A 24,374-nucleotide genomic window follows, 5' to 3' on the forward strand; every position below is an offset into this window, starting at 1 on the left:
GGCCCGGCTACCGGATCTTCAGCTCCGCCCACACGGTCTTCCCGATCCCGTGCGCCCGGGGCACCCACCCCCACCCCTCCGCGAGCGCACTCACGATCGCGAGCCCCCGCCCGTCCTCGGCATCGGCCTCCGCCGGCCGGGGCTCGGGGCGGCGGTCGTCGGTGTCGGCGACCTCCAGTCGGAGGATGCCGTCATCGAGAGCGAGCCGTACGCCGATCTCCCGGCCGGGCGGGACGGGGGCGTGCCGGACGGCGTTGGAGACCAGTTCGGAGAGCAACAGCTCGGCGGTGCAGACGGCTTCGCCGGTGATGCCCCAGGCGGTGAGCCGCTCCCGCAGGAAGGCGCGGGCGCGGGGGGCGCTGCGCGGGGTGCGAGGGAATTGCCTACCGGCTTCGGTGGTGTTGGTGCTGGACACGGGAGCCTCCGCAGGATCGCAGTACGGACCGACGCATCTCTAGAGATGCGCTGAGTGAACAGCGATGCACACTCCGGAGTCAAGTCATCTCTAGAGACGTTCGAATCCGGACGTGTGTCGTTCGGGTAAGCGGCGGCGAATTCAAGGGGGTCTTCATAGGATTCGTAGAGATGATCAGGGAGGGCTCCACGTGGCAAGCCAGGGCAGCGGCCGACAGCCCAAGTACCAGCGCATCGCCCTCGAACTGAAGGCCGCCATCGAGACCGGCCAGTACGGCCCCGGAGACCGGCTGCCGGGTGAGAACGATCTGATGGCCACCCACACCGTCGCCCGGATGACGGCCAGGCAGGCTCTCGGCGTGCTCCAGACGGAGGGTCTCGCCGAGGCGAGAAAAGGCGCGGGCGTTTTCGTGCGCGAGTACCGGCCGATCCGGCGCCGGGGCGTCCAGCGGCTCTCGGCGGGGCTGTGGGGCGAGGGCCGTTCGGTCTGGGCGGTCGACGCCAAGGGCTGGGACCTGGAGGTCGATTCGGTCTCGGTGACCGAGGAGGAGCCGCCGGATTCGGTCCGCCGTCTGTTGGGGCTCGACGAAGGCGCGTCCGCGTGTGTGCGCAGACGGCGGTTCGCGCTCGACGGGCGGCCCGTCATGCTCGCCACCTCGTATCTCGATGCCGAACTCGTGGCGGGCACCGCCATCACCGAGACCAATACCGGACCCGGCGGCATCTACGCCCGGCTCGCTGAACTCGGCCACACACCGGTCCGCTTCCGCGAGGAGATCCGCTCCCGGATGCCCTCCCCGGCGGAGGCCGACTGGCTCTCCCTGCCGACGGGCACGCCCGTGGTGCTGATCTGCCGGACCGCCTTCACCGGGGAGGGGTGGGCCGTCGAGGTGAACGACATGGTCCTCGACTCCTCCGCCTACATCCTGGAGTACGACTTCACCCCCTGAACCGCCCCGAACCCCCCTCCCCTTCACAGCCACCCATGCGTCAATGGACCCCTCACCAAGGGGGCCCCATGGCAAGCCGCTCAGGCATACGCAGAAGACTCCGCACCTCCGCCCTGCTCCTCACCCCGATGCTCCTTCCCTTACCCGCCGCCGCGGCCGCGGCCCCGGCCGAGCCGGAAGTCGCCTGTACCTCCATGGATGTGGAACTCGCCTACCGCCTCGGGCGGGACATACTCGACGCCGTCGGCGCCCGCGACGCGTCCACCGCCGTGTATGTGCACGACCGGGTCACCGACACCAGCTGCGAGCTGGGCGCCGATCGGGCCTTCGACTCGGCGAGTGTCGTGAAGGTGACGGTCCTCGGGGCGCTGCTGCTGGACGCGCAGCGGCAGGGGCGGCGGCTGAGCGAGCGGGAGCGGGGGCTCGCGCGGGCGATGATCACCGCTTCGGACAACGCCTCCACCACCGCGCTCTGGCGGCAGCTCGGGGTCGCGAAGGTCGAACGGTTCCTGAGGGCCGCCGGGATGAAGAGCACCGTCCCCGGCGCCGGCGACTACTGGGGGCTCACCCGGATCACCGCCCGTGACCAGGGCAGACTCCTGGCGCTGCTGACCGGCGACGGCGGGCCGCTGAGCGGGCGCTCGCGGGCCTACGCGCTCACGCTGATGCGCGAGGTCACCCCGGACCAGCGCTGGGGCACCCCCGCCGGCGCCCCCGCGCACACCACCGCGCACCTCAAGAACGGCTGGCTGCCCCGCGCCACCCGCGGCTGGCGGGTGCACTCCATCGGCGCCTTCACCGGCCCGGGGCGCGACTACACGATCACCGTCCTCACCCAGGACAACGCGGACATGAGCCAGGGCGTCCGGACGATAGAGGCCGTCTCCCGCGCCGTGCACCGCAATCTCTGACCCGCGCGTCCACGCGTGTCACCGGTCCGTAACCGTTCGGCCGGGCCGAGGATTGTCGTACAACCATCCCGTTTCCCGTTGGTCATGAGTGGCGGGTGCCCGCAGTGGGGCACCCGCCACCATGCACCAGGGGATGGGGAACCTCCATGACTCACCACCGAACGGCCCCGCGCGGCCGGGCCCTCGCCGTCCTGCTCGCCGCCGCCGTGCTCATACCGGTCACCGCGACCGCCACCCCCGCGGCAGCGGCTGCCCCGCAGGTCAGCTGCGTCTCCAAGAAGTCCGGGCTCGCCGCCAAGCTCAAGAAGGACATCACCGCCGCCCTCAAGAACCGCAAGGGCACCATCGCCTTCCAGGTCGACGACGCCGTCACCGGGACGAGCTGCTCCCTGCGGGCGTCCACGAAGTTCGACTCGGCCAGCGTCGTCAAGGCCACCGTCCTGGGCGCGCTGCTGCACGACGCCCAGCGCTCCAAGCGCAAGCTGACCTCGCGCGAGCAGTCCCTCGCCAAGGCCATGATCACCAAGTCGGACAACGCCTCCACCACCACCCTGTGGAAGCAGCTCGGCATGACCAAGATCAAGCGCTTCCTCACCGCGGCCGAGATGACCCAGACCGTCCCCGGCGCCGGCGGCTACTGGGGCCTCACCCAGATCACCGCCCGTGACGAGCAGCGGTTCCTCGCCCGGCTGACCACCAGGAACCCGGTCCTCACCGACGCCTCGCGCGCCTACGCCCTCAAGCTGATGCGCGAGGTCGTCAGGGACCAGCGCTGGGGCACCCCGGCCGGCGCCCCCGCCACCGCGACCGTCCAGGTCAAGAACGGCTGGCTGCCCCGGAAGACCCACGGCTGGCGGGTCCACTCCATCGGCGCCTTCACCGGCAAGGGCCACCACTACACGATCACCGTCCTCACCCACGGCAACAAGTCCATGAACGACGGGATCAACAGCGTCCAGGCCGTCTCCCGCGCCATCCACAAGGGCCTCAACCCGAAGGCTCCGGCGCGCACGGCCTACGTGCCGCCCACTGTGGCGCGCGAGGCGCTCCCGGCGACGCCCGAGAGCCCCGCGCGGGACGCCGTCTCCGCTCCTCGCTGACCCCGGGGATTTGTTACAGCGGGATGAAATCCGCTGTCCGGGGCGTTGGTGCCTTCCGGCGGGACAGATCCGACGGGAGGCACCACGTGGCGGCGGCGAAGGCAGCGGCGGGACAGGCGGAGGGCGCGGGGAGCGCCGATGGCCGCACACCCGGGGGCGGGCGCGGCTGGGCCCGGCGGCTCACCGGATACGCCTGGAGATACCGGCGCAATGTGATCCTCGCCCTCGGCTCGTCCCTCGCGGGCATGGGCGTCATGGCGCTGGTGCCGCTGATCACCAAGGTGGTCATCGACGATGTCATCGGCGACGGGAGCCGCTCCCTCGCCGTCTGGACCGGTCTGCTCATATGCGCGGCCCTCGTGGTCTACGTCATGACCTACATCCGCCGCTACTACGGCGGCCGGCTCGCCCTCGACGTCCAGCACGATCTGCGCACCGACATGTACGCGACGATCACCCGGCTCGACGGCCGCCGTCAGGACGAACTCTCCACCGGCCAGGTCGTCGGCCGCGCCACCAGCGACCTCCAGCTCATCCAGGGTCTGCTCTTCATGCTCCCGATGACCATCGGGAACTTCCTCCTCTTTCTGATCTCCCTCGTGATCATGGCGTGGCTCTCCCTGCCGCTGACCCTGATCGCCCTCGCCGTCGCCCCCGCCATCTGGTGGATCGCCAAGCGCAGCCGCGTCCGGCTGCACCCCGCCACCTGGTACGCGCAGAGCCAGGCCGCCACCGTCGCCGGAGTCGTGGACGGCGCGGTCTCCGGCGTCCGGGTCGTGAAGGGCTTCGGCCAGGAGCAGCAGGAGGCCGGCAAGCTGCGCGCCGCGAGCCGCAGGCTCTTCGCCGGCCGGCTGCGCACCATCAGGCTCAACTCCCGCTACACCCCGGCCCTCCAGGCCGTGCCCGCCCTCGGCCAGGTCGCCATGCTCGCCACCGGCGGCTGGCTCGCCACCCGGGGCCAGATCACCCTGGGCACCTTCGTCGCCTTCTCCGCCTATCTCGCCCAGCTCGTCGGCCCGGTGCGGATGCTCGCCCTGGTCCTCACCGTGGGCCAGCAGGCCCGGGCGGGCGCGGAGCGCGTCCTGGAGCTGATCGACACCGAGCCGGCCCTCCAGGACGGCACCAGGGAGCTGCCCGCCGACGCGCCCGCGACCGTGGAGTTCGACGGGGTGACCTTCGGCTACGACCCGGACCGGCCGGTCCTCGACGGCTTCTCGCTGGAGATCCGCGAGGGCGAGACCGTCGCCGTCGTCGGCGCCTCCGGCAGCGGCAAGTCCACCGTCTCGCTGCTGCTGCCCCGGTTCTACGACGTCACCCACGGCGCCGTCCTCGTCGGCGGCCACGATGTGCGCGAGCTGACCCTCGACTCGCTGCGCGCCGCCATCGGCCTCGTCCCCGAGGACAGCTTCCTCTTCTCCGACACCGTGGGCGCCAACATCGCCTACGGAAAGCCCGACGCGACCCCCGCCGAGATCGAGGCCGCCGCCCGCGCCGCCCAGGCCGACCGCTTCATCGGCGAACTGCCCGACGGGTACGAGACCAGGGTCGGCGAGCACGGCCTCACCCTCTCCGGCGGCCAGCGGCAGCGCGTCGCGCTCGCCCGCGCCATCCTCACCGACCCCCGGCTCCTCCTCCTCGACGACGCCACCTCCGCCGTGGACGCCCGCGTCGAGCACGAGATCCACGAGGCCCTGCGCGCGGTCATGGCGGGCCGCACCACCCTGCTGATCGCCCACCGCCGCTCCACCCTGGGCCTCGCCGACCGGATCGCCGTCCTGGACGGCGGACGCCTCACCGACATCGGCACCCATGACGAGCTGACCGCCCGCTCGGCCCTCTACCGCAAGCTGCTGACCGACCCGCACGAGCTGGGCGCGGTCTCCCCGGGCCACGCCCCGCCCCTGGACGCGGAGCCGGCGCCGGACCGCGAGCGGACCGTACGGGAGGAGCTGGACGCCGAGTTCGACGCCGAGCGCGGCATCACCCCCCGCCTCTGGGTGCGCGACGAGAGCCCCGGGGAGAGGACCGAACCCGGTGCGACACCCGAGCTGCTCGCCCAGGTCGCGGCCCTGCCGCCGGCCGATGACACCCCCGCCGTCGACGAGGGGCGGGCCACCGGCACCGAGCGGTCGCACGGCGAGGGCCGGGGCATCCGGATGCTGCTGCGCGGCTTCGGGCTGCCGCTGCTGCTGAGCCTGCTGCTGGTCACCGTGGACGCGGGGATGGGACTGCTGCTGCCCGTGCTGATCCGGCACGGCATCGACCAGGGCGTGGAGCAGGCCGCCCTCGCCGCCGTGTGGACGGCCTCCCTGCTGGCGCTGCTCACCGTGCTGGTGCAGTGGATCGCCCAGACCGGCGAGATCCGGATGACCGGCCGCACCGGCGAGCGGGTGCTGTACTCCGTACGCCTGCGGATCTTCGCCCAGCTCCAGCGGCTCGGGCTCGACTACTACGAGCGCGAACTGACCGGTCGGATCATGACCCGGATGACCACCGATGTGGACGCGCTCTCCACCTTCCTCCAGACGGGCCTGGTCACCGCCTTCGTCTCGGTGGTCACCTTCTTCGGGATCATGGTGGCGCTGGTCGTCATCGATGTCTCGCTGGCGCTGGTGGTCTTCGCGACCCTGCCGGTGCTGATCTTCGGTACGTACTTCTTCCGCAAGCAGTCCGTGAAGGCGTACGAACTCGCCCGCGACCGGGTCAGCGTCGTCAACGCCGATCTCCAGGAGTCCGTCTCCGGGCTGCGGATCGTGCAGGCGTTCCGCCGCGAGCGCGCGGGCAACGAGCGCTATGTGGCCGGCAGCGACAGCTACCGGCAGGCCCGGGTCAGGGGCCAGTGGCTGATCTCCGTCTACTTCCCCTTCGTGCAGCTGCTGTCGTCGGTCGCCGCCGCCGCGGTGCTGATCGTCGGCGCGGGCCGGATCGAGGCCGGCACCCTCACCACCGGTGCGCTGGTGGCCTATCTCCTCTACATCGAGCTGTTCTTCGCGCCCGTGCAGCAGCTCTCGCAGGTCTTCGACGGCTATCAGCAGGCGGCCGTGTCCGTGCGGCGCATCCAGGAGCTGCTGGCGGAGAAGACCTCCACCGAGAGCGCCGGGGAACCCGCCGGGGTCCGCTCGCTCAGCGGTGACCTCGCCTTCGAGGGCGTCGACTTCGCCTACGGGGACGACGAGGCCGCCCTGCACGGGATCGATCTGCGGATACCCGCCGGGCAGACCGTCGCCTTCGTCGGCGAGACCGGCGCCGGCAAGTCCACGCTGGTGAAGCTGGTCGCCCGGTTCTACGACCCCACCCGGGGACGGGTGACGGCCGACGGCCGGGACCTGCGGGAGCTGGACATGACGGCCTACCGGCACCGGCTCGGGGTCGTACCGCAGGAGTCGTATCTCTTCGCGGGCACCGTCCGGGACGCCATCGCCTACGGGCGGTCCGGCGCGAGCGACGCCGAGGTGGAGGCCGCGGCCCGCGCGGTCGGCGCCCACGACATGATCGCCACCCTGGACGGCGGCTATCTGCACGAGGTCTCCGAGCGCGGGCGCAATCTCTCGGCCGGTCAGCGCCAGCTCATCGCGCTGGCCCGGGCCGAGCTGGTCGACCCGGACATACTCCTGCTCGACGAGGCGACCGCCGCCCTCGATCTCGCCACCGAGGCCCAGGTCAGCCAGGCCACCGAACGGCTCACCGGCCGCCGCACCACCCTGGTCGTCGCCCACCGGCTCACCACGGCCGCGCGCGCCGACCGGGTGGTGGTGATGGCCGATGGACGGGTCGCCGAGGACGGCACCCACGCGGAGCTGCTGGCCAGGGGCGGGCAGTACGCCACCCTGTGGCGGACCTTCACCGGCGAGGACACCGCGCCGCCGCCGGAGGGCGAGCCGGTCGCGGTGGTCGGCTGAGCCGGGGGCAGGATCAGCGGCCGGGTCGTGAGCCGGGCGGGCCCGGCGCGATTCCGGCGCGATTCCGGCCCGGTGCGATTCCGGCCCGGTGGGCTCCCGGCGCGATTCCGGCGCGTGGACGGCTCCGACCCACTGCGTACGCCGCCCTGATGCATGATGCGCAGAGAAGGCAAGCACCGGGTGCGCCCGGTACCCCTCCCGGATGACTTCGGCCCGCTCGCGACAACCAAAAGGGGCCGTCGGCACGTCGTACGCAAGTACGGAGGATCACATGGAGGGGAGAGACGATGACGCTCAGGGGGACGGCGCCCGCGCGCGGGCGCCGGTTCGGGGGACAGGAGCCCGCGCGCAGCCGCCGGCCGTGGGGCCGGGGGACCGGGGGACGGGGCCTCGGGAGACGGCTGCTCGCGCACTTCGCCGCCGTGCTGATGACGGTGGCCGGCCTCACCGCCGCCGGCCCCGGCAGCGCGTACGCCGCCCCGCCCGCCCCCGCCGGCTGCTCGGGACGGCCGGACAAGACGGTCAAGTTCGCCACCGGTGAGCTGCGCGTCTACAAGAAGCGCGGCTCCGCCTGCGCCGTCACCCTCGCCAAACGGCCCGGACCGCGCCGGTCGATGAGCGTCTCCCTCCAGGCGCGCGGCGGACGCGCCAAGATCGACAAGGGGCGGTTCACCCGCAAGGCGGGACCCGTCACGGTGCACGCCCACAACCGCTGCGTACGGGCCTCCGGCCAGGTGTCCGGAGTGGGACGCTCCACCGGATGGATTCTCTGCTGACCACCTTGATCACTTTGATCCCTTCTGTCACACGGCTGTCACTGGATTCATGTGCGTTACAGCTTGTGGGGGCTGGCGGGGCGGGTGTGACCACCGCTAGGTTCACCGCGACCCACATGAAGAAGTCAGGGGAGGGTTCATGCGCAAGGCGCTCACAGGCGTGCTGTCGTTCGCGATGCTCGTCGGCACCGCGACCGCGGCCGGAGCGACCGCGGGAGCGGCCACCGCCGCGGAGACCGCGACAGGCACCAAGGCGGCCCAGAAGGCCGCCGCTCAGGACATCAAGGACCGCGTTCTCGCGATACCGGGCATGAGCCTGATCGAGGAGAAGCCCCACCCGGGCTACCGGTACTTCGTCCTCAACTACACCCAGCCGGTGGACCACCGGAACCCCGCCAAGGGCACCTTCCAGCAGCGGATCACCCTGCTGCACAAGGACACCAGCCGGCCCACCGTCTTCTTCACCTCCGGCTACGGTCTGAGCACCACACCGCGCCGCAGCGAGCCCACGGCCATCATCGACGGCAACCAGGTCTCCATGGAGTACCGGTTCTTCACGCCGTCCCGGCCCAACCCCGCCGACTGGTCCAAGCTCGACATCTGGCAGGCCGCCAGCGACCAGCACCGCGTCCACACCGCGCTGAAGCAGATCTACAGCGAGAACTGGATCGCCACCGGCGGCTCCAAGGGCGGCATGACCGCCACCTACTTCGAGCGGTTCTACCCGCGCGACATGGACGGTGTCGTCGCCTACGTCGCCCCGAACGACGTCGACAACGACGAGGACAAGGCGTACGACCGCTTCCTCTCCAAGGTCGGCACCAAGGAGTGCCGCACCAAGCTCGACAACGTCCAGCGCGAGGCCCTGATCCGGCGCGGACCGATGCAGAAGATCTACCAGCAGTACGCGGCCGACAACGCGTACACCTTCAAGACCGTCGGCTCGCTCGACAGGGCGTACGAGGCCGTCGTCCTCGACTTCACCTGGGGCTTCTGGCAGTACAGCCTGGCCGCCGACTGCGCCTCGATCCCGGTCGCCAAGAACCTCGCCGACCAGGATCTCTTCAAGCTGATCGACGACATCGCCGGCTTCTCCTTCTACACCGACCAGGGCCTCACCCCGTACACGCCGTACTACTACCAGGCCGGTACGGAGCTGGGCTCGCCCGACATCGCGCTGCCGCACCTCAAGGGGCTCACCCGCTACGGCTACCAGCCGCCGCGGAACTTCGTCCCGCGCGACATCCCGATGCGCTTCAAGGACAGCGCCATGAAGGACATCGACGGCTGGGTGCGGAACAACAGCCGCGGGATGATGTTCGTCAACGGCCAGAACGACCCGTGGAGCGCCGAGCCGTTCCGGCTGGGCAAGGGCAGCCGTGACAGCTATGTCTACACCGTGCCCGGCGCCAACCACGGCGCCAATGTGGCCGGGCTGCCCGCCGCGCAGAACGCCGCGGCCATCACCACCATCCAGAAGTGGGCGGGCGTCGGCCCGGCCGCGGCCAAGCGGAGCGACGGTCCGGCGAAGCCGCTGGCGAAGTACGACGCGAAGCTGGACAAGGTGGACCTGAGGGCGGAGCGGGCACTGCGCCCGTAACCCCCGGGGACCCGCCTCCCGGCCCTCCGGCCCCCGGCACACCCGTGCCGGGGGCCCGGGGCCCGCTGGGTCGTCTCTTTCGGATCGTGCCGGGCTCGCGAGCCCTGGCACCGGACCCCGCTCACCGATCCGGCCCGATCCGAAAGAAACTCCCTAGTCGTCGTAGTCCAGGCCGTGGCCGATCGGGTACAGCACCGTCCCCGGCGCTCCCGCCCGGTACACCGGCACCGGCAGCCGGCCCTCCGGCCCGACCCGGCCGGCGATCACCCGGGCCGCCGCCCGCAGCTCCACCTCACTCCACCCGTACGACGCCAGCGCCGCCGGCACCGCGCCGAGGTGGGCGATGTCGTACGGATTGCGGATGGCCAGCGCCACCACCGGGACGCCGGTCGCGAGCAGCTCCGCCACCAGGGTCCGCTGACCGCTCGTCGCGGAGACATTGAGCGTGGTCACCACGACGGCGTCCGCGCCGCGCGCCGCCGCCACCGCCGCCGCGATCTGCTCAGCGGTCGGGGCGGTGCCGGTGACCTGGGCCGTCGGGGTGAAGCCCAGCTCGGTGAAGCTCCGCTGGAGCGCGGCGAGCGGCCGGACATGGGAGGCGACCGGAGGGTTCGGGTCGGCCCCCACCACCAGCAGCCTCTTCTCCCTGCGCCGGTTCAGCGGCAGCACCCCGCCCTCGTTGACCAGCACCGTCGTGGTCCGCTCGGCGATCTCGGCGGCGGCACCGAGATGCCGCCGGACGCCGACCGTCCGGTCCACTCCCCGGTGGGTGACATAGGGGTCGTCGAGGAGACCGAGCTTCTCCTTGAGCCGCAGAATCCGCAGGACCGACTCCTCGATCCGCTCCTCGGTCAGCTCGCCGCCCCGCACGGCGTTCACCACCGCGTTCCAGGCGAGCGCCAGATCCTCCGGGTAGAGCAACTGGTCCACGCCCGCCTTGAGGGCGAGCACCGGAATGCGCTCATCGCCGTACTTCGTCCGTACGCCCTTCATATTGAGCGCGTCGGTCACCACGACACCGTCGTACCCCAGCTCCTCGCGGAGGATGCCCGTCAGAATCGGACGGGAGAGCGTGGCCGGGTCATTGCTCGGGTCCAGCGCCGGGACCTGGATGTGCGCCGTCATGATCGAGTCGATCCCGGCGGCGATGGCGGCGCGGAAGGCCGGGGCGTCGATCCGGTCCCACTCCTCACGGGTGTGGGTGATCAGCGGGAGGCCGGTGTGGCTGTCGACACTGGTGTCCCCGTGCCCGGGGAAGTGCTTGGCGCAGGAGGCGATCCCCGCGCCTTGGTAGCCGCGGACCTGCGAGGACACCATCCGGGCCGCCGCGTTCGCGTCGGCGCCGAAGGAGCGGACGCCGATGACGGGGTTGGCGGGGTTGATGTTGACGTCCGCGACCGGGGCGTAGTTCTGGAAGACGCCCATCGCCGCCAGCTCCGCCCCCGCGATCCGGCCGGCCTCCCGGGCGTCCTTCCGGGAGCGCCCGGCGCCCAGCGCCATCGCGCCGGGCAGCTGGGTCGCGGGCTCGCCGATCCGGGTGACGACCGAGCCGTGCTCCTGGTCGACGGAGATCAGCAGGGGGACGGGGGTGGGCTGGGCGAGGCCGGCGCGCTGCACACCGTTGGAGAGGTCGGCGATCTGGTGGGGATCGCGGACATTGTCCGACCAGGAGAAGTAGATGATGCCGCCGACGTGGTACCTGGCGATCATCTCGGCGGCCGAACGCACGCCGAAGTCGCGGAGATTGAGGTCGATGTGGGCCTGGGTGGGGGCGGTGGCGGAGTGTCCCCAGACCCTGGAGACGAAGAGCTGGCCGACCTTCTCCTCCAGGCTCATCCGGGCGATGAGCCTCCGGAGGCGGTCGGGGCGCCCGCGCCCGCGCCGGTCATGGGCGGCGGAGACGGGGGCGGAGCCGGCGGTGGCGGCTGCGGTGGCGGTGGCGGTGGTGGCGGCGAGGAGAGTGCGTCTGGAGAGGCTCCGATGGCGCATGGGGTAATCCTTCCGGCCGTGCCCGACAAGCGAGTTGAAGGAAACTTCCAAGGACAAACGGATAACCGGAAAATAACTACCAGGTCAAGGGCTGGGCGGGAGGTAGCGTGCGCGGCGCGCCGAAAGGTCACTGGTACGGAGGGGGGCCGCGAGGCGGGGGCGGGGGTGCGGTGGCGGCGTGGTGCGGGTCGGGGGACGCTCCGGGCGGCACCGGGGCTCATGAGGCACGGCGCGCTTCCAGCCCTTGCCGAGCGCGGGCCCCGGTGCCACCCCTCACGTTCCGCGCCCCGGTGCCAGCCCTCACGTTCCGCGCCCCGGTGCCAGCCCTCACGTTCCGCGCCCCGGTGCCAGCCCTCACGTTCCGCGCCCCGGTGCCAGCCCTGCGCGTGTCCCTCCGCGCCGTGGCCGGTGCCGCTCTCACCCCGCCCGGGTGAGGAGGCTCTCCAGATACTCCCGGCCCGGTGCCAGCAGTCCCGGCAGCTCGGGGGCGTCGGCGTTCCAGCGCTTCTCGTACTCCCAGCTGACCCAGGTGTCCGGGGCGAGCGCCGCGAGCGACTCCCGCAGCGGAAGGACCCCCGCGCCGAGCGGCAGCGGGGCGAGGTCCTCGCGCGAGGCGACATCCTTGACCTGGACATAGCCGAGGAAGGGCGCGAGGGTGCCATGGGTGGTGGCCGGGTCCTCGCCTCCGAGCCAGGGGTGCAGCACATCCCAGATCGCGCCCGCGTGGAGATGGCCGATGGGGCCGAGCACCCGGGAGACCGCGGCTCCGGTGCGGTGGGAGTCATGGGTCTCCAGCAGAATCCGGACGCCGACCCCGGCGGCGGTCTCCGCGGCCGCGGCCAGCCGGCGCGCGGCCACCGTGTCGGCGGCGCCGATCTCGCGCCCGGCACCGCCCGGGAAGACCCGCACCGAGGGCGCGCCGAGATCCCTGGCCAGCCAGAGCAGCTCGCCGATCTCCTGGAGGACCGGGGTGTCGTCGCCCTCGGCGGCGAGCCCGGTGTACCCGCAGACCGAGAGGATCTCGACCCCGGCCCGCTCGAACTCCCGTGCGGCCTTGGCCCGCTCGCTCTGCCCGAGCCCGAGATGCACCGGTTCCTCGGCGGCGACCCTCAGCTCCACTCCCTGATACCCGGTATCGGCGGCCAGCGCGGCCACCTCCGCGAGGGGCATCCCGGGTACACCAAGAGTGGAGAAGGCGAGCTTCATCCTGTCGTTCCTCCCTGCGGATGGATCAGCGGCGCGCGGCTTCTGCGATGCGGCTCCGCCGTGTGGTCGTCGTCCTCTGCTTCCCGGTATCCCGCACCGGTATACCTTCCCCCACCCGCCCCGCCCCCCTCGTAAGCCCTGCCCGGCCACCTCTTTCAGCCCTGCCCGGTCACCTTCTCAGCCCGCCCGGCCACCTCTTTCCGCCTGTCCGGTCACCTTCTCAGTCCGTCCGGCCACCTCTTTCCGCCTGTCCGGGCACCTTCTCAGTCCGTCCGGCCACCTCTTTCCGCCTGTCCGGGCACCTTCTCAGCCCGTCCGGCCACCTCTTTCAGCCCGTCCGGGCACCTTCTCAGCCCGTCCGGCGTTTGAGGACGGACCCCGCACCCCGGGTGCCCGCACCCGGGGGTGGCCCGGCGGCCAGGATCCCCGCACCCGGGGGTGGCCCGGCGGCCCGGTCCCGTACCTTCGGGCGGCCCCGGCCCGGCACCCCGCACCCGGGGGCGGCCCCGGCCCGGCACCCCGTACCTCCGGGCGGCCCCGGCCAGGCCCCCCCCCCGCAAGCAAAGCCTCACCCCCGGCCCGGCGGCCCCGTCGACCCCCGCACCACCAGCTCCCCCGCGATCCGCGCCACCCCCGTCGCCCCCTCCATCGCCCACCTCCCCGCCCTCGCCCCCGCCTCCCCCAGCGGCAGCCTCACCGTCGTCAGCGCCGGCACCACATCCACCGCGAACGGCAGATCGTCGAACCCCGCGACCGACACATCATCCGGAATCCGCATCCCCCGGTCCCGCAGCGCCGCGCACGCCCCCAGCGCCACCGTGTCGTTCGCCGCCACCATCGCCGTCAGGCCGGGTTCGCGGGCGAGCAGCTCCGCCGTCGCCGCGTAGCCGGAGCCGCGGGTGTACGGCCCGTGCGCGGTCAGCGGCGTCTGGTCCTCCTCGATCCCCGCCGCCCGCAGCGCCTCGCGGTGCCCCTCCAGCCGGTGCCGGGTGGTGGTGCGCTCGGGCGGCCCGGCCACATATCCGATGCGGCGGTGGCCGAGCCCGATCAGGTGCTCCGTCAGCCGCCGCGCCCCGCCCCGGTTGTCGAAGGTGATCACCGCCTGCGCCGCGGGGCTCCCCGGCATGGGAGGCCGCCCGCACAGCACCACCTTCGTGCCCGCCGCCGCCAGCTTCCCCAGCTTCGCGGACATCGCCGCGATATGGGCCGGGTCCTCCAGCGCGCCCCCGGTGATCACCACCGCCGCCGCCCGCTGCCGCTGGAGCAGCGTGAGATAGGTGAGTTCGCGCTCCGGCGCACCCCCGGTGTTGCACACCACCGCGAGCTTCTCGCCCCCGCCCCGCCCGGCCCCCTCCTGCCCGCCGATCTCCGTCTGCGCGGCCCCGGCCATGATCCCGAAAAAGGGGTCGGCGATGTCGTTCACCAGGATTCCCACCAGGTCGGAGGTGGCGGCGGCGAGCGAACTGGCCGGCCCGTTGAGCACATAGTCCAGCTCGTCGACGGCGCGCAGCACCCGCTCCCGGGTCGAGGCCGCGACCGGATAGTTCCCGTTGAGCACCCGGGACACCGTGGCCGGCGACACCCGGGCGCGTGCCGCGACATCCGCCAGGGTGACTGTCATCGCTTCCTCCGGGGGAGAGTGAGCCGGGCCCCTTGTCCGGCCGCTGTCGGCAGGCTAGCGTCATCCTGTCCAGAAAGCGCTTGCTATCACGTCCGCACCGCACCGCGAACGGGGAGGCTCTTCCGTGGCACGCAGGACAGTCCGGATCGCGATGAACGGCGTCACGGGCCGTATGGGCTACCGCCAGCACCTGGTCCGCTCACTTCTCGCCATCCGTGACGAGGGCGGTCTCGACCTCGGCGACGGGGATGTCCTGTGGCCGGAACCCGTCCTCGTCGGCCGCCGCGAGAGCGCCCTGCGCGCCATCGCCGGGCGTCATGGCATCCCGCACTGGTCGACCGATCTCGACGCCGTGCTCGGCGCCCGGGGCGAGCGGGCCGTGGACATCTACTTCGACGCCCAGATCACCTCCGCCCGCGTGCCCGCGCTCCGGCGCGCCATCGCCGCCGGCAAGCACGTCTACACCGAGAAGCCCACCGCCACCGGCCTCGCCGACGCGCTGCTCCTCGCCCGGGAGGCCGAGGCCGCCGGCATCCGCCACGGAGTCGTCCAGGACAAGATCTTCCTGCCGGGGCTGCTCAAGCTGAGACGCCTGCTCGACGGCGGCTTCTTCGGGGAGATCCTCTCCGTGAGGGGGGAGTTCGGCTACTGGGTCTTCGAGGGCGACTGGCAGGACGCCCAGCGCCCGTCCTGGAACTACCGCGCGGAGGACGGCGGCGGCATCACCACGGACATGTTCCCGCACTGGGAGTACGTCCTGCACGAGCTGTTCGGCCGGGTGACCAGCGTGATGGCCCACATCACCACTCATATCCCGCGCCGCTGGGACGAGCGCGCCAAGCCCTACCCGGCGACCGCCGACGACGCTGCCTACGCCGTCTTCGAGCTGGCGGACGGCACCGTCGCCCAGATCAACTCCTCCTGGGCGGTCCGGGTGAACCGTGACGAACTGGTCGAGTTCCAGGTCGACGGAGTCGAGGGCTCCGCCGTCGCGGGGCTGCGCCGCTGCCGGGTCCAGCACCGCTCGGCCACCCCCAAACCCGTCTGGAACCCCGATCTCCCCGCCGGTGACTCCTTCCGCGACCAGTGGCAGGAAGTCCCCGACAACGGGGAGTTCGGCAATGGCTTCCGGGCGCAGTGGGAGCTGTTCCTCCGCCATGTGGCCCTCGGCGAGCCCTACCACTGGGATCTGCTGGCGGGCGCCCGGGGCGTGCAGCTCGCCGAACTCGGAGTGCGCTCGTCCACCGAGGGCCGCCGCCTCGCCGTGCCGGAGCTGACCCTGTGACCATCCGCCTCCCGGACGCGACGGGCGGGTTGCGCACGTATGTGCCGCGCGCCGACCCCGTACCCCCCGCGCCTCCCAGGAGCGCCCCCCGCTCCCGTACGGTCTTCGCCGCCGCCCATGTCGTCGCCGACCCGTACGCCGACCCCGGCCCGACCCCCGCCGTCGACTGGGACACCACGCTCGCCTTCCGCCGTCACCTCTGGTCCCACGGGCTGGGTGTGGCGGAGGCCATGGACACCGCCCAGCGCGGCATGGGTCTGGACTGGACGGCGGCGGCGGAGCTGATCCGCCGTTCGGCGGCCGAGGCGCGGGCCGTGGGCGGCGCCATCGTCTGCGGTGCCGGTACGGACCAGCTCACCGGCCCCGCCGGGCTCGCCGACGTCAGCGCCGCGTACGAGGAACAGCTCGCGGCCGTCGAGGACGCGGGCGGCCGGCCGGTCCTGCTGGCCTCCCGGGCGCTCGCGGCGGCGGCCCGCTCCCCGGAGGACTACCTCACGGTCTACGGCGGTCTGCTGCGGCAGACGAGCGCGCCGGTCGTGCTGCACTGGCTCGGCCCGATGTTCGATCCGGCGCTCCACGGCTACTGGGGCAGCCCCGATCCGGACACCGCGGCCGAGACCCTGCTGGAGCTGATCGCCGCCCACCCCGGCGCGGTCGACGGCGTCAAGGTCTCGCTGCTCGACGCGGGCCGGGAGATCGCCCTGCGCCGCCGGCTCCCGCCCGGCGTGCGGTGCTACACCGGCGACGACTTCCACTACCCGGAGCTGATCGCGGGCGACGCGCACGGTTACAGCGATGCCCTGCTGGGCATCCTCGATCCCCTGGCGCCCCTGGCCGCCGGCGCGCTCGGCGCCCTGGACGCGGGCGACACCGGGGCGTTCCGCGCCCGGCTGGACCCCACGGTCGCCCTCGCCCGCCATCTCTTCGGGCCGCCGACCCGCCACTACAAGACCGGTGTGGTGCTGCTGGCCTGGCTCGCCGGCCATCAGCGCCACTTCACGATGGTCGGCGGACTCCAGTCGGCCCGCTCGCTGCCGCATCTGGCGCGCGCCTACGAACTCGCGGATCAGCTGGGCCTCTTCCCGGACCCGGAACTGGCCCGCACCCGGATGGGCGCGCTGCTCGCCGTCCACGGGGCCGGCGCGTGACCGCGGCGGCGGGCCTGGAGCGCCTCAGCGTCAACCAGATGACCGTGCGACAGCTCCCGCTGCCCGCGCTGACCGCCGCCTGCCGCCGGATCGGCGTCCCCGGCGTCGGCCTCTGGCGCGATCCGGTGCGCGCGTACGGAGTGGACGCGGCGGCGCGGCTGGTGCGGGACGCCGGACTGACCGTCACCTCCCTGTGCCGGGGCGGCTTCCTCACGGCCGACGACCCCGGGGCGCGGGCCCGTGCCCTGGACGACAACCGGGCCGCCATCGACGAGGCGGCGGCGCTCGGCACCGACACCCTGGTGCTGGTCTCCGGCGGGCTGCCGCCGGGCGGGCGCGATCTCGCGGGCGCGCGGGAGCGGGTCGCCGACGCCCTCGCCGTGCTCGCCCCCCGCGCGGCGGACCGGGGCGTACGGCTGGCCGTCGAACCGCTGCACCCCATGTACGCGGCGGACCGCTGTGTGGTCTCCACTCTGGCGCAGGCGCTGGACCTCGCGGAGCGCTTCCCGCCGTCACAGGTGGGCGTGGTGGTCGACACGTACCACGTCTGGTGGGACGACACCGCCCCGGACGCGGTGGCCCGGGCGGGTGCCGCCGGCCGTATCCACGCCTTCCAGGTGGCCGACTGGACGACCCCGTTGCCCCGGGGGGTGCTCAACGGGCGGGGGCAGTTGGGCGACGGCGCGATCGAACTGCGCCGGTGGCGGGAGCGGGTGGACGCGGCGGGCTACCGGGGGCCGGTCGAGGTGGAGCTGTTCAACGAGGGGCTGTGGGCCCGGGACGGCGTGGCGGTGCTCAGGGAGACGGTGGACCGCGCCACCGCGCACGTACTGGAGCGCGTACCGGAGCACGCAGCCGAGCACGTACTGGAGCGCGTACCGGAGCACGCAGCCGAGCACGGACCGGAGCACGCGGTGGAGCACGGACCGGACCGGGCAGCGGGCGGAACCGATTCCTCCGGAAACTCCCCGGAGAAAACTCCTCCGGCGTGACATAGATACCGGGCCGCCGCGACGTCTGAAGGGGTGTAGGGCAAGCGGACGGACCACGGGTCTCCCGGGATCTTCAGGAGGAAGCATGAGGACGAGTCCCGCAGTCGGGGGCAGACGCCCCGAAGCCGCGTAGGGAACGGGCGACGGACGGCGGCCCCTGACACGAGGACCCTGGAGTGAACACGAGCGCGGAGGCCGATTTCCAGGCATTCGTGGTCAGCCGCTGGCCCCGGATGCTCCGCACCGCCCGCCTCCTCACCGGAAACCACCACGACGCCGAGGACCTGGTGCAGGCCGCGCTGGCCAAGGCGTACGTGAAATGGGACAAGGTGCAGCGGGCCGACGACGCCGACGCCTATGTGTGGCGCGTCATGATCAACGCCAACGCTGACCGGATGCGGCTGCTCCGGGTCCGGGAGTGGCTCACCACGAGATTCCCGGAGACCGCGGCGCCGGACCGGACCGACGGCGTCGCCGCGCGGAGTGTGCTCGCCGCCGCGCTCCAGCGGCTGCCGCCGAGACAGCGGGCGGTGATCGTTCTGCGCTATCTGGAGGACAGGAGTGAGACGGAGGTGGCCCGGATGCTGGGAACACGCGTGGGGACGGTACGCAGTCACACCGCCCGCGCCCTGCGCAGCCTCCGTGAGCAGCCCGATGTGACCGAGACCTGGGCGGGTCTCCCGCCGGCCCGTACGGGGGTCGGGCCGGTGACCGGGGAGGCCCGCCCATGAACGACGGAAGGGGGACCGGCGGGGGAGCGGAGGCGGCCCTGAAGGAGGCACTGCGCCGGGAGGCGTACCGCGTCCCGGCGGGTCCGCCGCCGGTGGACGAGCTGCTCTTCCGGGGCCGCCGGGCGTGCAGGCGCCGGGCCAGCGCCAGGACCTGGCTGCTGATCGTGGCGGCGGTGGTCGCGGTGGGGACCGTGGCCGTGTTCGACGACGACCCGGTGAGCCGCGACTCCGCCTCCACGGCCTCCGACACGGGGGTGAACCGCTTCCCGGCGCCCCGGGCGGTGGCCCCGTACGTGCCGATGGACCTCGGCGGGGGACTGCGGCTGGTCCTGCTGCCGGACGGGAACCAGACCTATCTGCTGGACGAGGACGGGGGCGATATCCAGGACGAGATCGACGAGGCCCGGATGGGGCCGGGCGCCGATCTCCGGCCCGAGAGCATCCGCTCCGTGTACAACGCGTCGACCGGTCTCGTCCTCGGGGTGTTCCGGAAGGAGCGGCTGCCGGCCCGGATCGGCATCCGGGTTCCCGGGGTCGGGACCTACCCGGCGGAGGTGGCGCATCTGCGCGGCGACACCAGCTGGGGTGTCTTCCACGCGTTCGTGGACCCTCCGGAGACGGCCGGGGGCGATTACGAGGTCGTGGTCTTCGACCGGGACGGGGACATCACCGCCCGGATGAACTCCCCCTTCCTGGGGCTTCGCACAGCGGGGAACTGACCGCCCTCGCTGTGCAACCGTTTCGCGGTGCCGCCTGTCCTACTTGACGTCAGGGCGGATTTCGGGGGAGCGGCCCGGGGGGACCGCGAAGCCCTGGCGGGGTGGGGACATGAGGGGCCCGGTCAGCTGTGACCGGGCCCCCTCGATCTGTTCCCGGTCCGCCCGGTCCGCCCGGACGGCTGCGGACCGCTCTCCGGGCGGCTCTCCGGACCGCTTTCCGGGCGGCTCCGGGGCCGGGTGCAGGGGCCGGTGCCGGGTGGCCGGGTGCCGCGGAGTTGTCCACAGGCGGCATGTTGTCCACAGGCGGCACGGGTTGTCCGACCCTGGCGGTAGCGTCGGATCATGTCCAATCTGGCTGTGCTCGAAGGCGTTCTCGAGCGGATCACCTACGCCAACGAGGAAAACGGGTACACGGTGGCCCGCGTCGACACCGGCAGGGGCGCGGGCGACCTGCTCACGGTCGTCGGCTCGCTGCTCGGCGCGCAGGTCGGCGAGTCCCTGCGGATGGAGGGCCGCTGGGCCTCCCACCCGCAGTTCGGCAAGCAGTTCTCCGTGGAGAACTACACCACCGTCCTCCCCGCCACCATCCAGGGCATACGCCGCTATCTCGGCTCGGGGCTGATCAAGGGCATCGGCCCGAGGATCGCCGAGCGGATCGTGGACCACTTCGGCGTCGACACCCTCGATGTCATCGAGCGGGAGCCGAAGCGCCTGGTCGAGGTCCCCGGCCTCGGCCCCAAGCGGACCCGGCTGATCGCCGCCGCCTGGGAGGAGCAGAAAGCGATCAAGGAGGTGATGGTCTTCCTCCAGGGGGTCGGTGTCTCCACCTCCATCGCCGTGCGGATCTACAAGAAGTACGAGGACGCCTCGATCTCCGTCGTGCGGAACCAGCCCTACCGGCTGGCGGCCGATGTGTGGGGCATCGGCTTCCTCACCGCCGACCGGATCGCCCAGGCCGTCGGCATCCCCCACGACAGCCCGGAGCGCGTCAAGGCGGGCCTTCAGTACGCGCTGTCGCAATCCACCGACCAGGGGCACTGCTTCCTCCCCGAGGAGAAGCTGATCGCGGACGGGGTGAAGCTGCTCCAGGTGGACACCGGCCTGGTCATCGAGTGCCTCGCCGAGCTGGCGGCCGACGAGGAGGGCGTCGTCAGGGAGACGGTTCCGGCGCCCGACGGCGGGGACCCGCTGACGGCGGTGTACCTGGTGCCCTTCCACCGGGCGGAGATATCGCTCGCGGCGCAGGTGGGGCGGCTGCTGCGGGCGGACACCGACCGGCTCCCGGCCTTCCGGGACGTGGACTGGGACAAGGCGCTGGCCTGGCTGGCCCGGCGCACCGGGGCCGAGCTGGCACCCGAGCAGGAGGCCGCGGTGCGGCTCGCGCTGACCAGCCGGGTGGCGGTGCTGACGGGTGGCCCGGGGTGCGGAAAGTCCTTCACCGTGCGGTCGGTGGTGGAGCTGGCGCGGGCGAAGAAGGCCAAGGTGGTCCTCGCCGCGCCCACCGGGCGCGCGGCCAAGCGGCTGTCGGAGCTGACCGGCGCCGAGGCGTCCACGGTGCACCGGCTCCTGGAGCTGAAGCCCGGCGGGGACGCGGCCTACGACCGGGACCGCCCGCTCGACGCCGACCTGGTGGTGGTCGACGAGGCGTCGATGCTCGATCTGCTGCTCGCCAACAAACTGGTGAAGGCGGTCGCGCCCGGTGCGCATCTGCTGCTGGTGGGGGATGTGGACCAGCTGCCGAGCGTCGGCGCGGGCGAGGTGCTGCGGGATCTGCTCGCGGACGGCGGCCCGGTGCCCCGCGTCCGGCTGACGAGGATCTTCCGCCAGGCCCAGCAGTCGGGGGTGGTCACCAACGCCCACCGGATCAACTCCGGTGAGCAGCCCATCACCTCGGGTCTGACGGATTTCTTCTTCTTCTCCGAGGACGAGACGGAGGACGCGGGACGGCTCACCGTCGATGTGGCGGCCCGCAGGATTCCGGCCAAGTTCGGGCTGGACCCGCGCCGGGATATTCAGGTTCTGGCGCCTATGCACCGGGGCCCGGCCGGGGCCGGCACTCTCAACGGCCTGCTTCAGCAGGCGATTACCCCCGCGCGTCCCGATCTGGCCGAGAAACGCTTCGGTGGCCGGATTTTCCGGGTGGGCGACAAGGTCACCCAGATCCGCAACAACTACGACAAGGGGAAGAACGGCGTCTTCAACGGCACGGTGGGCGTGGTCACCTCGCTCAACCCGGACGACCAGCGGCTGACCGTGCTGACGGACGAGGACGAGGAGATTCCGTACGACTTCGACGAACTGGACGAACTGGCGCATGCCTATGCGGTCACCATCCACCGCTCCCAGGGCAGCGAGTACCCAGCGGTGGTGATCCCGGTCACCACCGGGGCCTGGATGATGCTTCAGCGGAATCTGCTCTACACGGCGGTCACCCGGGCCAGGAAGCTGGTGGTGCTGGTCGGCTCCCGCAAGGCGATAGGGCAGGCGGTGCGGACGATTTCCGCAGGCAGACGCTTCACCGCGCTCGATCACCGGCTGGCCGGCGGCTGACCCGCGGAGCGTCGCGCGGCTCCCGGCGGGGCTCCGCCGGGCGGGGGAAGCCCCTCTGTGCCGGGGTGGGAAATGCCACCCCGACTTCCGGAATCAGGGCGAACGGGGCAGGATGAGCAGGTTGGCGGCACTGAGTGCCGCCAAAGGGCCCAACGGTCGACCCCGAGTGCACTCTCCTGAGCCAGATGGGGGATGGTGGAGACAGTCAGGGCACCTCGAAGAAGAGGCACTACGTCGGTGAGGGATGACGTGAGCGACAACTCTGTAGTACTGCGTTACGCGGACGGTGAATACACCTATCCGGTGGCCGAGAGCACCGTCGGTGACAAGGGCTTCGACATCGGGAAGCTCCGGGCCCAGACCGGTCTGGTGACCCTGGACAGCGGCTACGGCAACACGGCCGCGTACAAATCCGCGATCACCTACCTCGACGGCGAAGAGGGGATTCTGCGCTACCGCGGATACCCCATCGAGCAGCTGGCGGAGCGCTCCAGCTTCACCGAGGTGGCGTACCTGCTCATCAACGGTGAGCTGCCGACCGTCGACGAGCTCTCCACGTTCAAGGGCGAGATCACCCAGCACACCCTGCTGCACGAGGACGTCAAGCGGTTCTTCGACGGATTCCCGCGCGACGCCCACCCGATGGCGATGCTGTCCTCCGTGGTCAGCGCGCTGTCGACGTTCTACCAGGACAGCCACAATCCGTTCGACGAGAAGCAGCGGCACCTCTCCACGATCCGGCTGCTCGCCAAGCTGCCGACGATCGCGGCGTACGCCTACAAGAAGTCGATCGGCCACCCCTTCGTCTACCCGCGCAACGACCTCGGGTACGTCGAGAACTTCCTGCGCATGACCTTCTCGGTCCCCGCGCAGGAGTACGACCTCGACCCGGTCGTGGTGGCGGCGCTCGACAAGCTGCTGATCCTGCACGCGGACCACGAGCAGAACTGTTCGACCTCCACGGTCCGGCTGGTCGGCTCCTCGCAGGCGAACATGTTCGCCTCGATCTCCGCGGGCATCTCGGCGCTCTGGGGCCCGCTGCACGGCGGCGCCAACCAGTCGGTGCTGGAGATGCTGGAGGGCATCCAGGCCTCCGGCGGCGACGTCGACTCCTTCATCCGCAAGGTGAAGAACAAGGAGGACGGCGTCCGGCTGATGGGCTTCGGCCACCGCGTCTACAAGAACTTCGACCCCCGGGCGAAGATCATCAAGGCGGCGGCGCACGATGTCCTCTCGGCGCTCGGCAAGTCCGACGAGCTGCTCGACATCGCGCTCAAGCTGGAGGAGCACGCGCTCTCCGACGACTACTTCGTCGAGCGCAAGCTCTACCCGAACGTCGACTTCTACACCGGCCTGATCTACCGGGCCATGGGGTTCCCGACCGAGATGTTCACCGTGCTCTTCGCGCTCGGCCGGCTCCCCGGCTGGATCGCCCAGTGGCACGAGATGATCAAGGAGCCGGGTTCCCGGATCGGCCGTCCGCGCCAGATCTACACCGGCGTCGTCGAGCGGGACTTCCTCCCGGTCGAGGCTCGCTGACACCACCGCCCGCAGGCCGGCGGAGGTATCTCCACACCCCCGGCGGCCAGGGCGGCGGGCCGCCCGGACGTCCCGTCCCCGGCGGTCCGCCCCGCCGTACCGGCTGTTCCGCCGTACCGCCCGCCCTCCGGGCCACGCCGACACCGGGCGCGGTGCCCGCACTTCGGGTCCTCCGCGCCCTGTACGGCCCTGTGGCGGGCGTACGGCCCCGCCGGCCTCCCGGGAGTACCCATCGGGTCTCCCGGGCACCCACCGGGCCCGTCCGGCCCCGCACATGACGAAAGCGCCCCGCCGCCGATCCCCCCACGGGTCGACGAACGGGGCGCTTCCCATATCCCCGGAGCGGATTCCCCCCACGGGATCCGGCCGGGCGCCTGTTGCGGAGTAGCTTCTCACGCGGTCTGCCGGGGTACGTACGCACGGGAGGGCCGCTCAAAGCTCCCCGGGCACGTGCCCCGGCCAACGCTTGCCTGGGATGTCCCCCAAGACATCCCATGAACGTCCCCCAAGACGTTCCTGGCATCAGCCATTTAGACTCACCACGAGTCTGAATGGTTACCCCCAAATATCTGTGATCTAGGTCTCTTTGTGAAGGTCTTGTGCGTCACATGTAGCCCGCCGAAAGATCGCGGAAGGGGACCCTCCGGTGCCGCAAAAACGGACGAAAAGGCTGGGTGAATCCGGCGATCACCGCGCTGAGCAGCGCTGATGTCGGCAGAGGGCGGCAGGGCGACGTCCGGGCCCAAGGTCCGTAAAAGATTCGCCTCGACGGCCCGGGTGTCCACCGTGCGAGACGGCAGGCCATCCGTCGTGGACTCCGCCGCACGTCGCGGTGATCGTCCGGTCGTTCCGGTCGTTCCGGTCGTTCGGTCGTTCCGGTCGTCCGGGGGGCGTCGCCCCGCAACCGGACCGGGCCGTGCCCGACCGGGGTGAACCGGTCGGGC

General features: G+C 72.0%; 16 protein-coding genes and 1 pseudogene. 13 read left to right on the forward strand and 4 right to left on the reverse strand.

What is annotated here, in order from left to right:
• Positions 1-7: 7 nt before the first annotated feature.
• Positions 8-415, reverse strand: a complete 408-nt coding sequence (locus ABT122_RS19805; protein ID WP_351553524.1) for an ATP-binding protein — start codon at positions 413-415, stop codon at positions 8-10.
• Between the two features lie 190 nt (positions 416-605).
• Between ABT122_RS19805 and ABT122_RS19810 the strand changes: the two genes are divergently transcribed.
• From ABT122_RS19810 to ABT122_RS19835, 6 genes are all read left to right on the forward strand, one after another.
• Complete coding sequence (locus ABT122_RS19810) at positions 606-1,364, forward strand: GntR family transcriptional regulator (RefSeq protein ID WP_351553526.1); 759 nt, start codon at positions 606-608, stop codon at positions 1,362-1,364.
• A 68-nt stretch (positions 1,365-1,432) separates the two neighbouring features.
• Entirely contained in the window at positions 1,433-2,275 is an 843-nt protein-coding gene (locus ABT122_RS19815) for a serine hydrolase (RefSeq protein WP_351553529.1), read from the forward strand.
• A gap of 146 nt (positions 2,276-2,421) precedes the next feature.
• On the forward strand, positions 2,422-3,375 hold the full coding sequence (locus ABT122_RS19820) for a serine hydrolase (protein ID WP_351553532.1): 954 nt from the start codon (positions 2,422-2,424) through the stop codon (positions 3,373-3,375).
• Positions 3,376-3,461: 86 nt separating this feature from the next.
• On the forward strand, positions 3,462-7,274 hold the full coding sequence (locus ABT122_RS19825; RefSeq protein ID WP_351553535.1) for an ABC transporter ATP-binding protein: 3,813 nt from the start codon (positions 3,462-3,464) through the stop codon (positions 7,272-7,274).
• A 287-nt stretch (positions 7,275-7,561) separates the two neighbouring features.
• The gene (locus ABT122_RS19830; RefSeq protein ID WP_451069247.1) at positions 7,562-8,050 is read left to right on the forward strand and encodes a hypothetical protein; all 489 of its coding nucleotides are present in this window, start codon (positions 7,562-7,564) and stop codon (positions 8,048-8,050) included.
• Between the two features lie 139 nt (positions 8,051-8,189).
• Positions 8,190-9,650 (forward strand): S28 family serine protease, encoded by a 1,461-nt coding sequence (locus tag ABT122_RS19835; RefSeq protein ID WP_351553538.1) that lies wholly within the window; start codon positions 8,190-8,192, stop codon positions 9,648-9,650.
• 153 nt (positions 9,651-9,803) lie between these two features.
• Here ABT122_RS19835 and ABT122_RS19840 read toward each other — a convergent pair whose 3' ends face one another.
• The 3 genes from ABT122_RS19840 to ABT122_RS19850 form a co-directional block, all read right to left on the reverse strand.
• Positions 9,804-11,639: a glycoside hydrolase family 3 protein gene (locus ABT122_RS19840; protein ID WP_351553540.1), complete on the reverse strand. Its 1,836-nt coding sequence runs from the start codon at positions 11,637-11,639 to the stop codon at positions 9,804-9,806.
• A 417-nt stretch (positions 11,640-12,056) separates the two neighbouring features.
• Positions 12,057-12,845, reverse strand: a complete 789-nt coding sequence (locus tag ABT122_RS19845; protein ID WP_351553543.1) for a sugar phosphate isomerase/epimerase family protein — start codon at positions 12,843-12,845, stop codon at positions 12,057-12,059.
• 568 nt (positions 12,846-13,413) lie between these two features.
• Positions 13,414-14,466, reverse strand: coding sequence for a LacI family DNA-binding transcriptional regulator (locus tag ABT122_RS19850; protein ID WP_351553546.1), 1,053 nt, complete (start codon positions 14,464-14,466; stop codon positions 13,414-13,416).
• Positions 14,467-14,590: 124 nt separating this feature from the next.
• Between ABT122_RS19850 and ABT122_RS19855 the strand changes: the two genes are divergently transcribed.
• From ABT122_RS19855 to ABT122_RS19885, 7 genes and pseudogenes are all read left to right on the forward strand, one after another.
• On the forward strand, positions 14,591-15,751 hold the full coding sequence (locus ABT122_RS19855) for a Gfo/Idh/MocA family protein (protein WP_351553549.1): 1,161 nt from the start codon (positions 14,591-14,593) through the stop codon (positions 15,749-15,751).
• Positions 15,748-16,899 carry a dihydrodipicolinate synthase family protein gene (locus tag ABT122_RS19860; protein WP_351553552.1) on the forward strand — a complete coding sequence of 384 codons (1,152 nt, stop codon included), beginning with the start codon at positions 15,748-15,750 and terminating at the stop codon, positions 16,897-16,899. The genes ABT122_RS19855 and ABT122_RS19860 overlap by 4 nt, the downstream gene beginning before the upstream one ends.
• A 38-nt stretch (positions 16,900-16,937) precedes the next feature.
• A pseudogene (locus tag ABT122_RS19865) lies at positions 16,938-17,729 on the forward strand (sugar phosphate isomerase/epimerase family protein); the annotation flags it as partial.
• A gap of 338 nt (positions 17,730-18,067) precedes the next feature.
• Positions 18,068-18,622: a SigE family RNA polymerase sigma factor gene (locus ABT122_RS19870; protein ID WP_351553554.1), complete on the forward strand. Its 555-nt coding sequence runs from the start codon at positions 18,068-18,070 to the stop codon at positions 18,620-18,622.
• Positions 18,619-19,341 carry a hypothetical protein gene (locus tag ABT122_RS19875; protein WP_351553557.1) on the forward strand — a complete coding sequence of 241 codons (723 nt, stop codon included), beginning with the start codon at positions 18,619-18,621 and terminating at the stop codon, positions 19,339-19,341. The genes ABT122_RS19870 and ABT122_RS19875 overlap by 4 nt, the downstream gene beginning before the upstream one ends.
• Positions 19,342-19,683: 342 nt before the next feature.
• Positions 19,684-21,891, forward strand: a complete 2,208-nt coding sequence (gene recD2, locus ABT122_RS19880) for an SF1B family DNA helicase RecD2 (protein WP_351553559.1) — start codon at positions 19,684-19,686, stop codon at positions 21,889-21,891.
• A gap of 249 nt (positions 21,892-22,140) precedes the next feature.
• Entirely contained in the window at positions 22,141-23,430 is a 1,290-nt protein-coding gene (locus tag ABT122_RS19885) for a citrate synthase (RefSeq protein ID WP_351553561.1), read from the forward strand.
• Positions 23,431-24,374: the final 944 nt, after the last annotated feature.

It is taken from the genome of Streptomyces sp. NPDC001985, from assembly GCF_040296845.1.
Taxonomy (GTDB): Bacteria; Actinomycetota; Actinomycetes; order Streptomycetales; family Streptomycetaceae; genus Streptomyces.

Coding starts and splice junctions, on each gene's coding strand:
- ABT122_RS19815 (WP_351553529.1), top strand. CDS start 1,433: ATGGCAAGCCGCTCAGGCATACGCAGAAGACTCCGCACCTCCGCCCTG.
- ABT122_RS19820 (WP_351553532.1), top strand. CDS start 2,422: ATGACTCACCACCGAACGGCCCCGCGCGGCCGGGCCCTCGCCGTCCTG.
- ABT122_RS19830 (WP_451069247.1), top strand. CDS start 7,562: ATGACGCTCAGGGGGACGGCGCCCGCGCGCGGGCGCCGGTTCGGGGGA.
- ABT122_RS19835 (WP_351553538.1), top strand. CDS start 8,190: ATGCGCAAGGCGCTCACAGGCGTGCTGTCGTTCGCGATGCTCGTCGGC.
- ABT122_RS19840 (WP_351553540.1), bottom strand. CDS start 11,639: ATGCGCCATCGGAGCCTCTCCAGACGCACTCTCCTCGCCGCCACCACC.
- ABT122_RS19845 (WP_351553543.1), bottom strand. CDS start 12,845: ATGAAGCTCGCCTTCTCCACTCTTGGTGTACCCGGGATGCCCCTCGCG.
- ABT122_RS19850 (WP_351553546.1), bottom strand. CDS start 14,466: ATGACAGTCACCCTGGCGGATGTCGCGGCACGCGCCCGGGTGTCGCCG.
- ABT122_RS19875 (WP_351553557.1), top strand. CDS start 18,619: ATGAACGACGGAAGGGGGACCGGCGGGGGAGCGGAGGCGGCCCTGAAG.
- recD2 (WP_351553559.1), top strand. CDS start 19,684: ATGTCCAATCTGGCTGTGCTCGAAGGCGTTCTCGAGCGGATCACCTAC.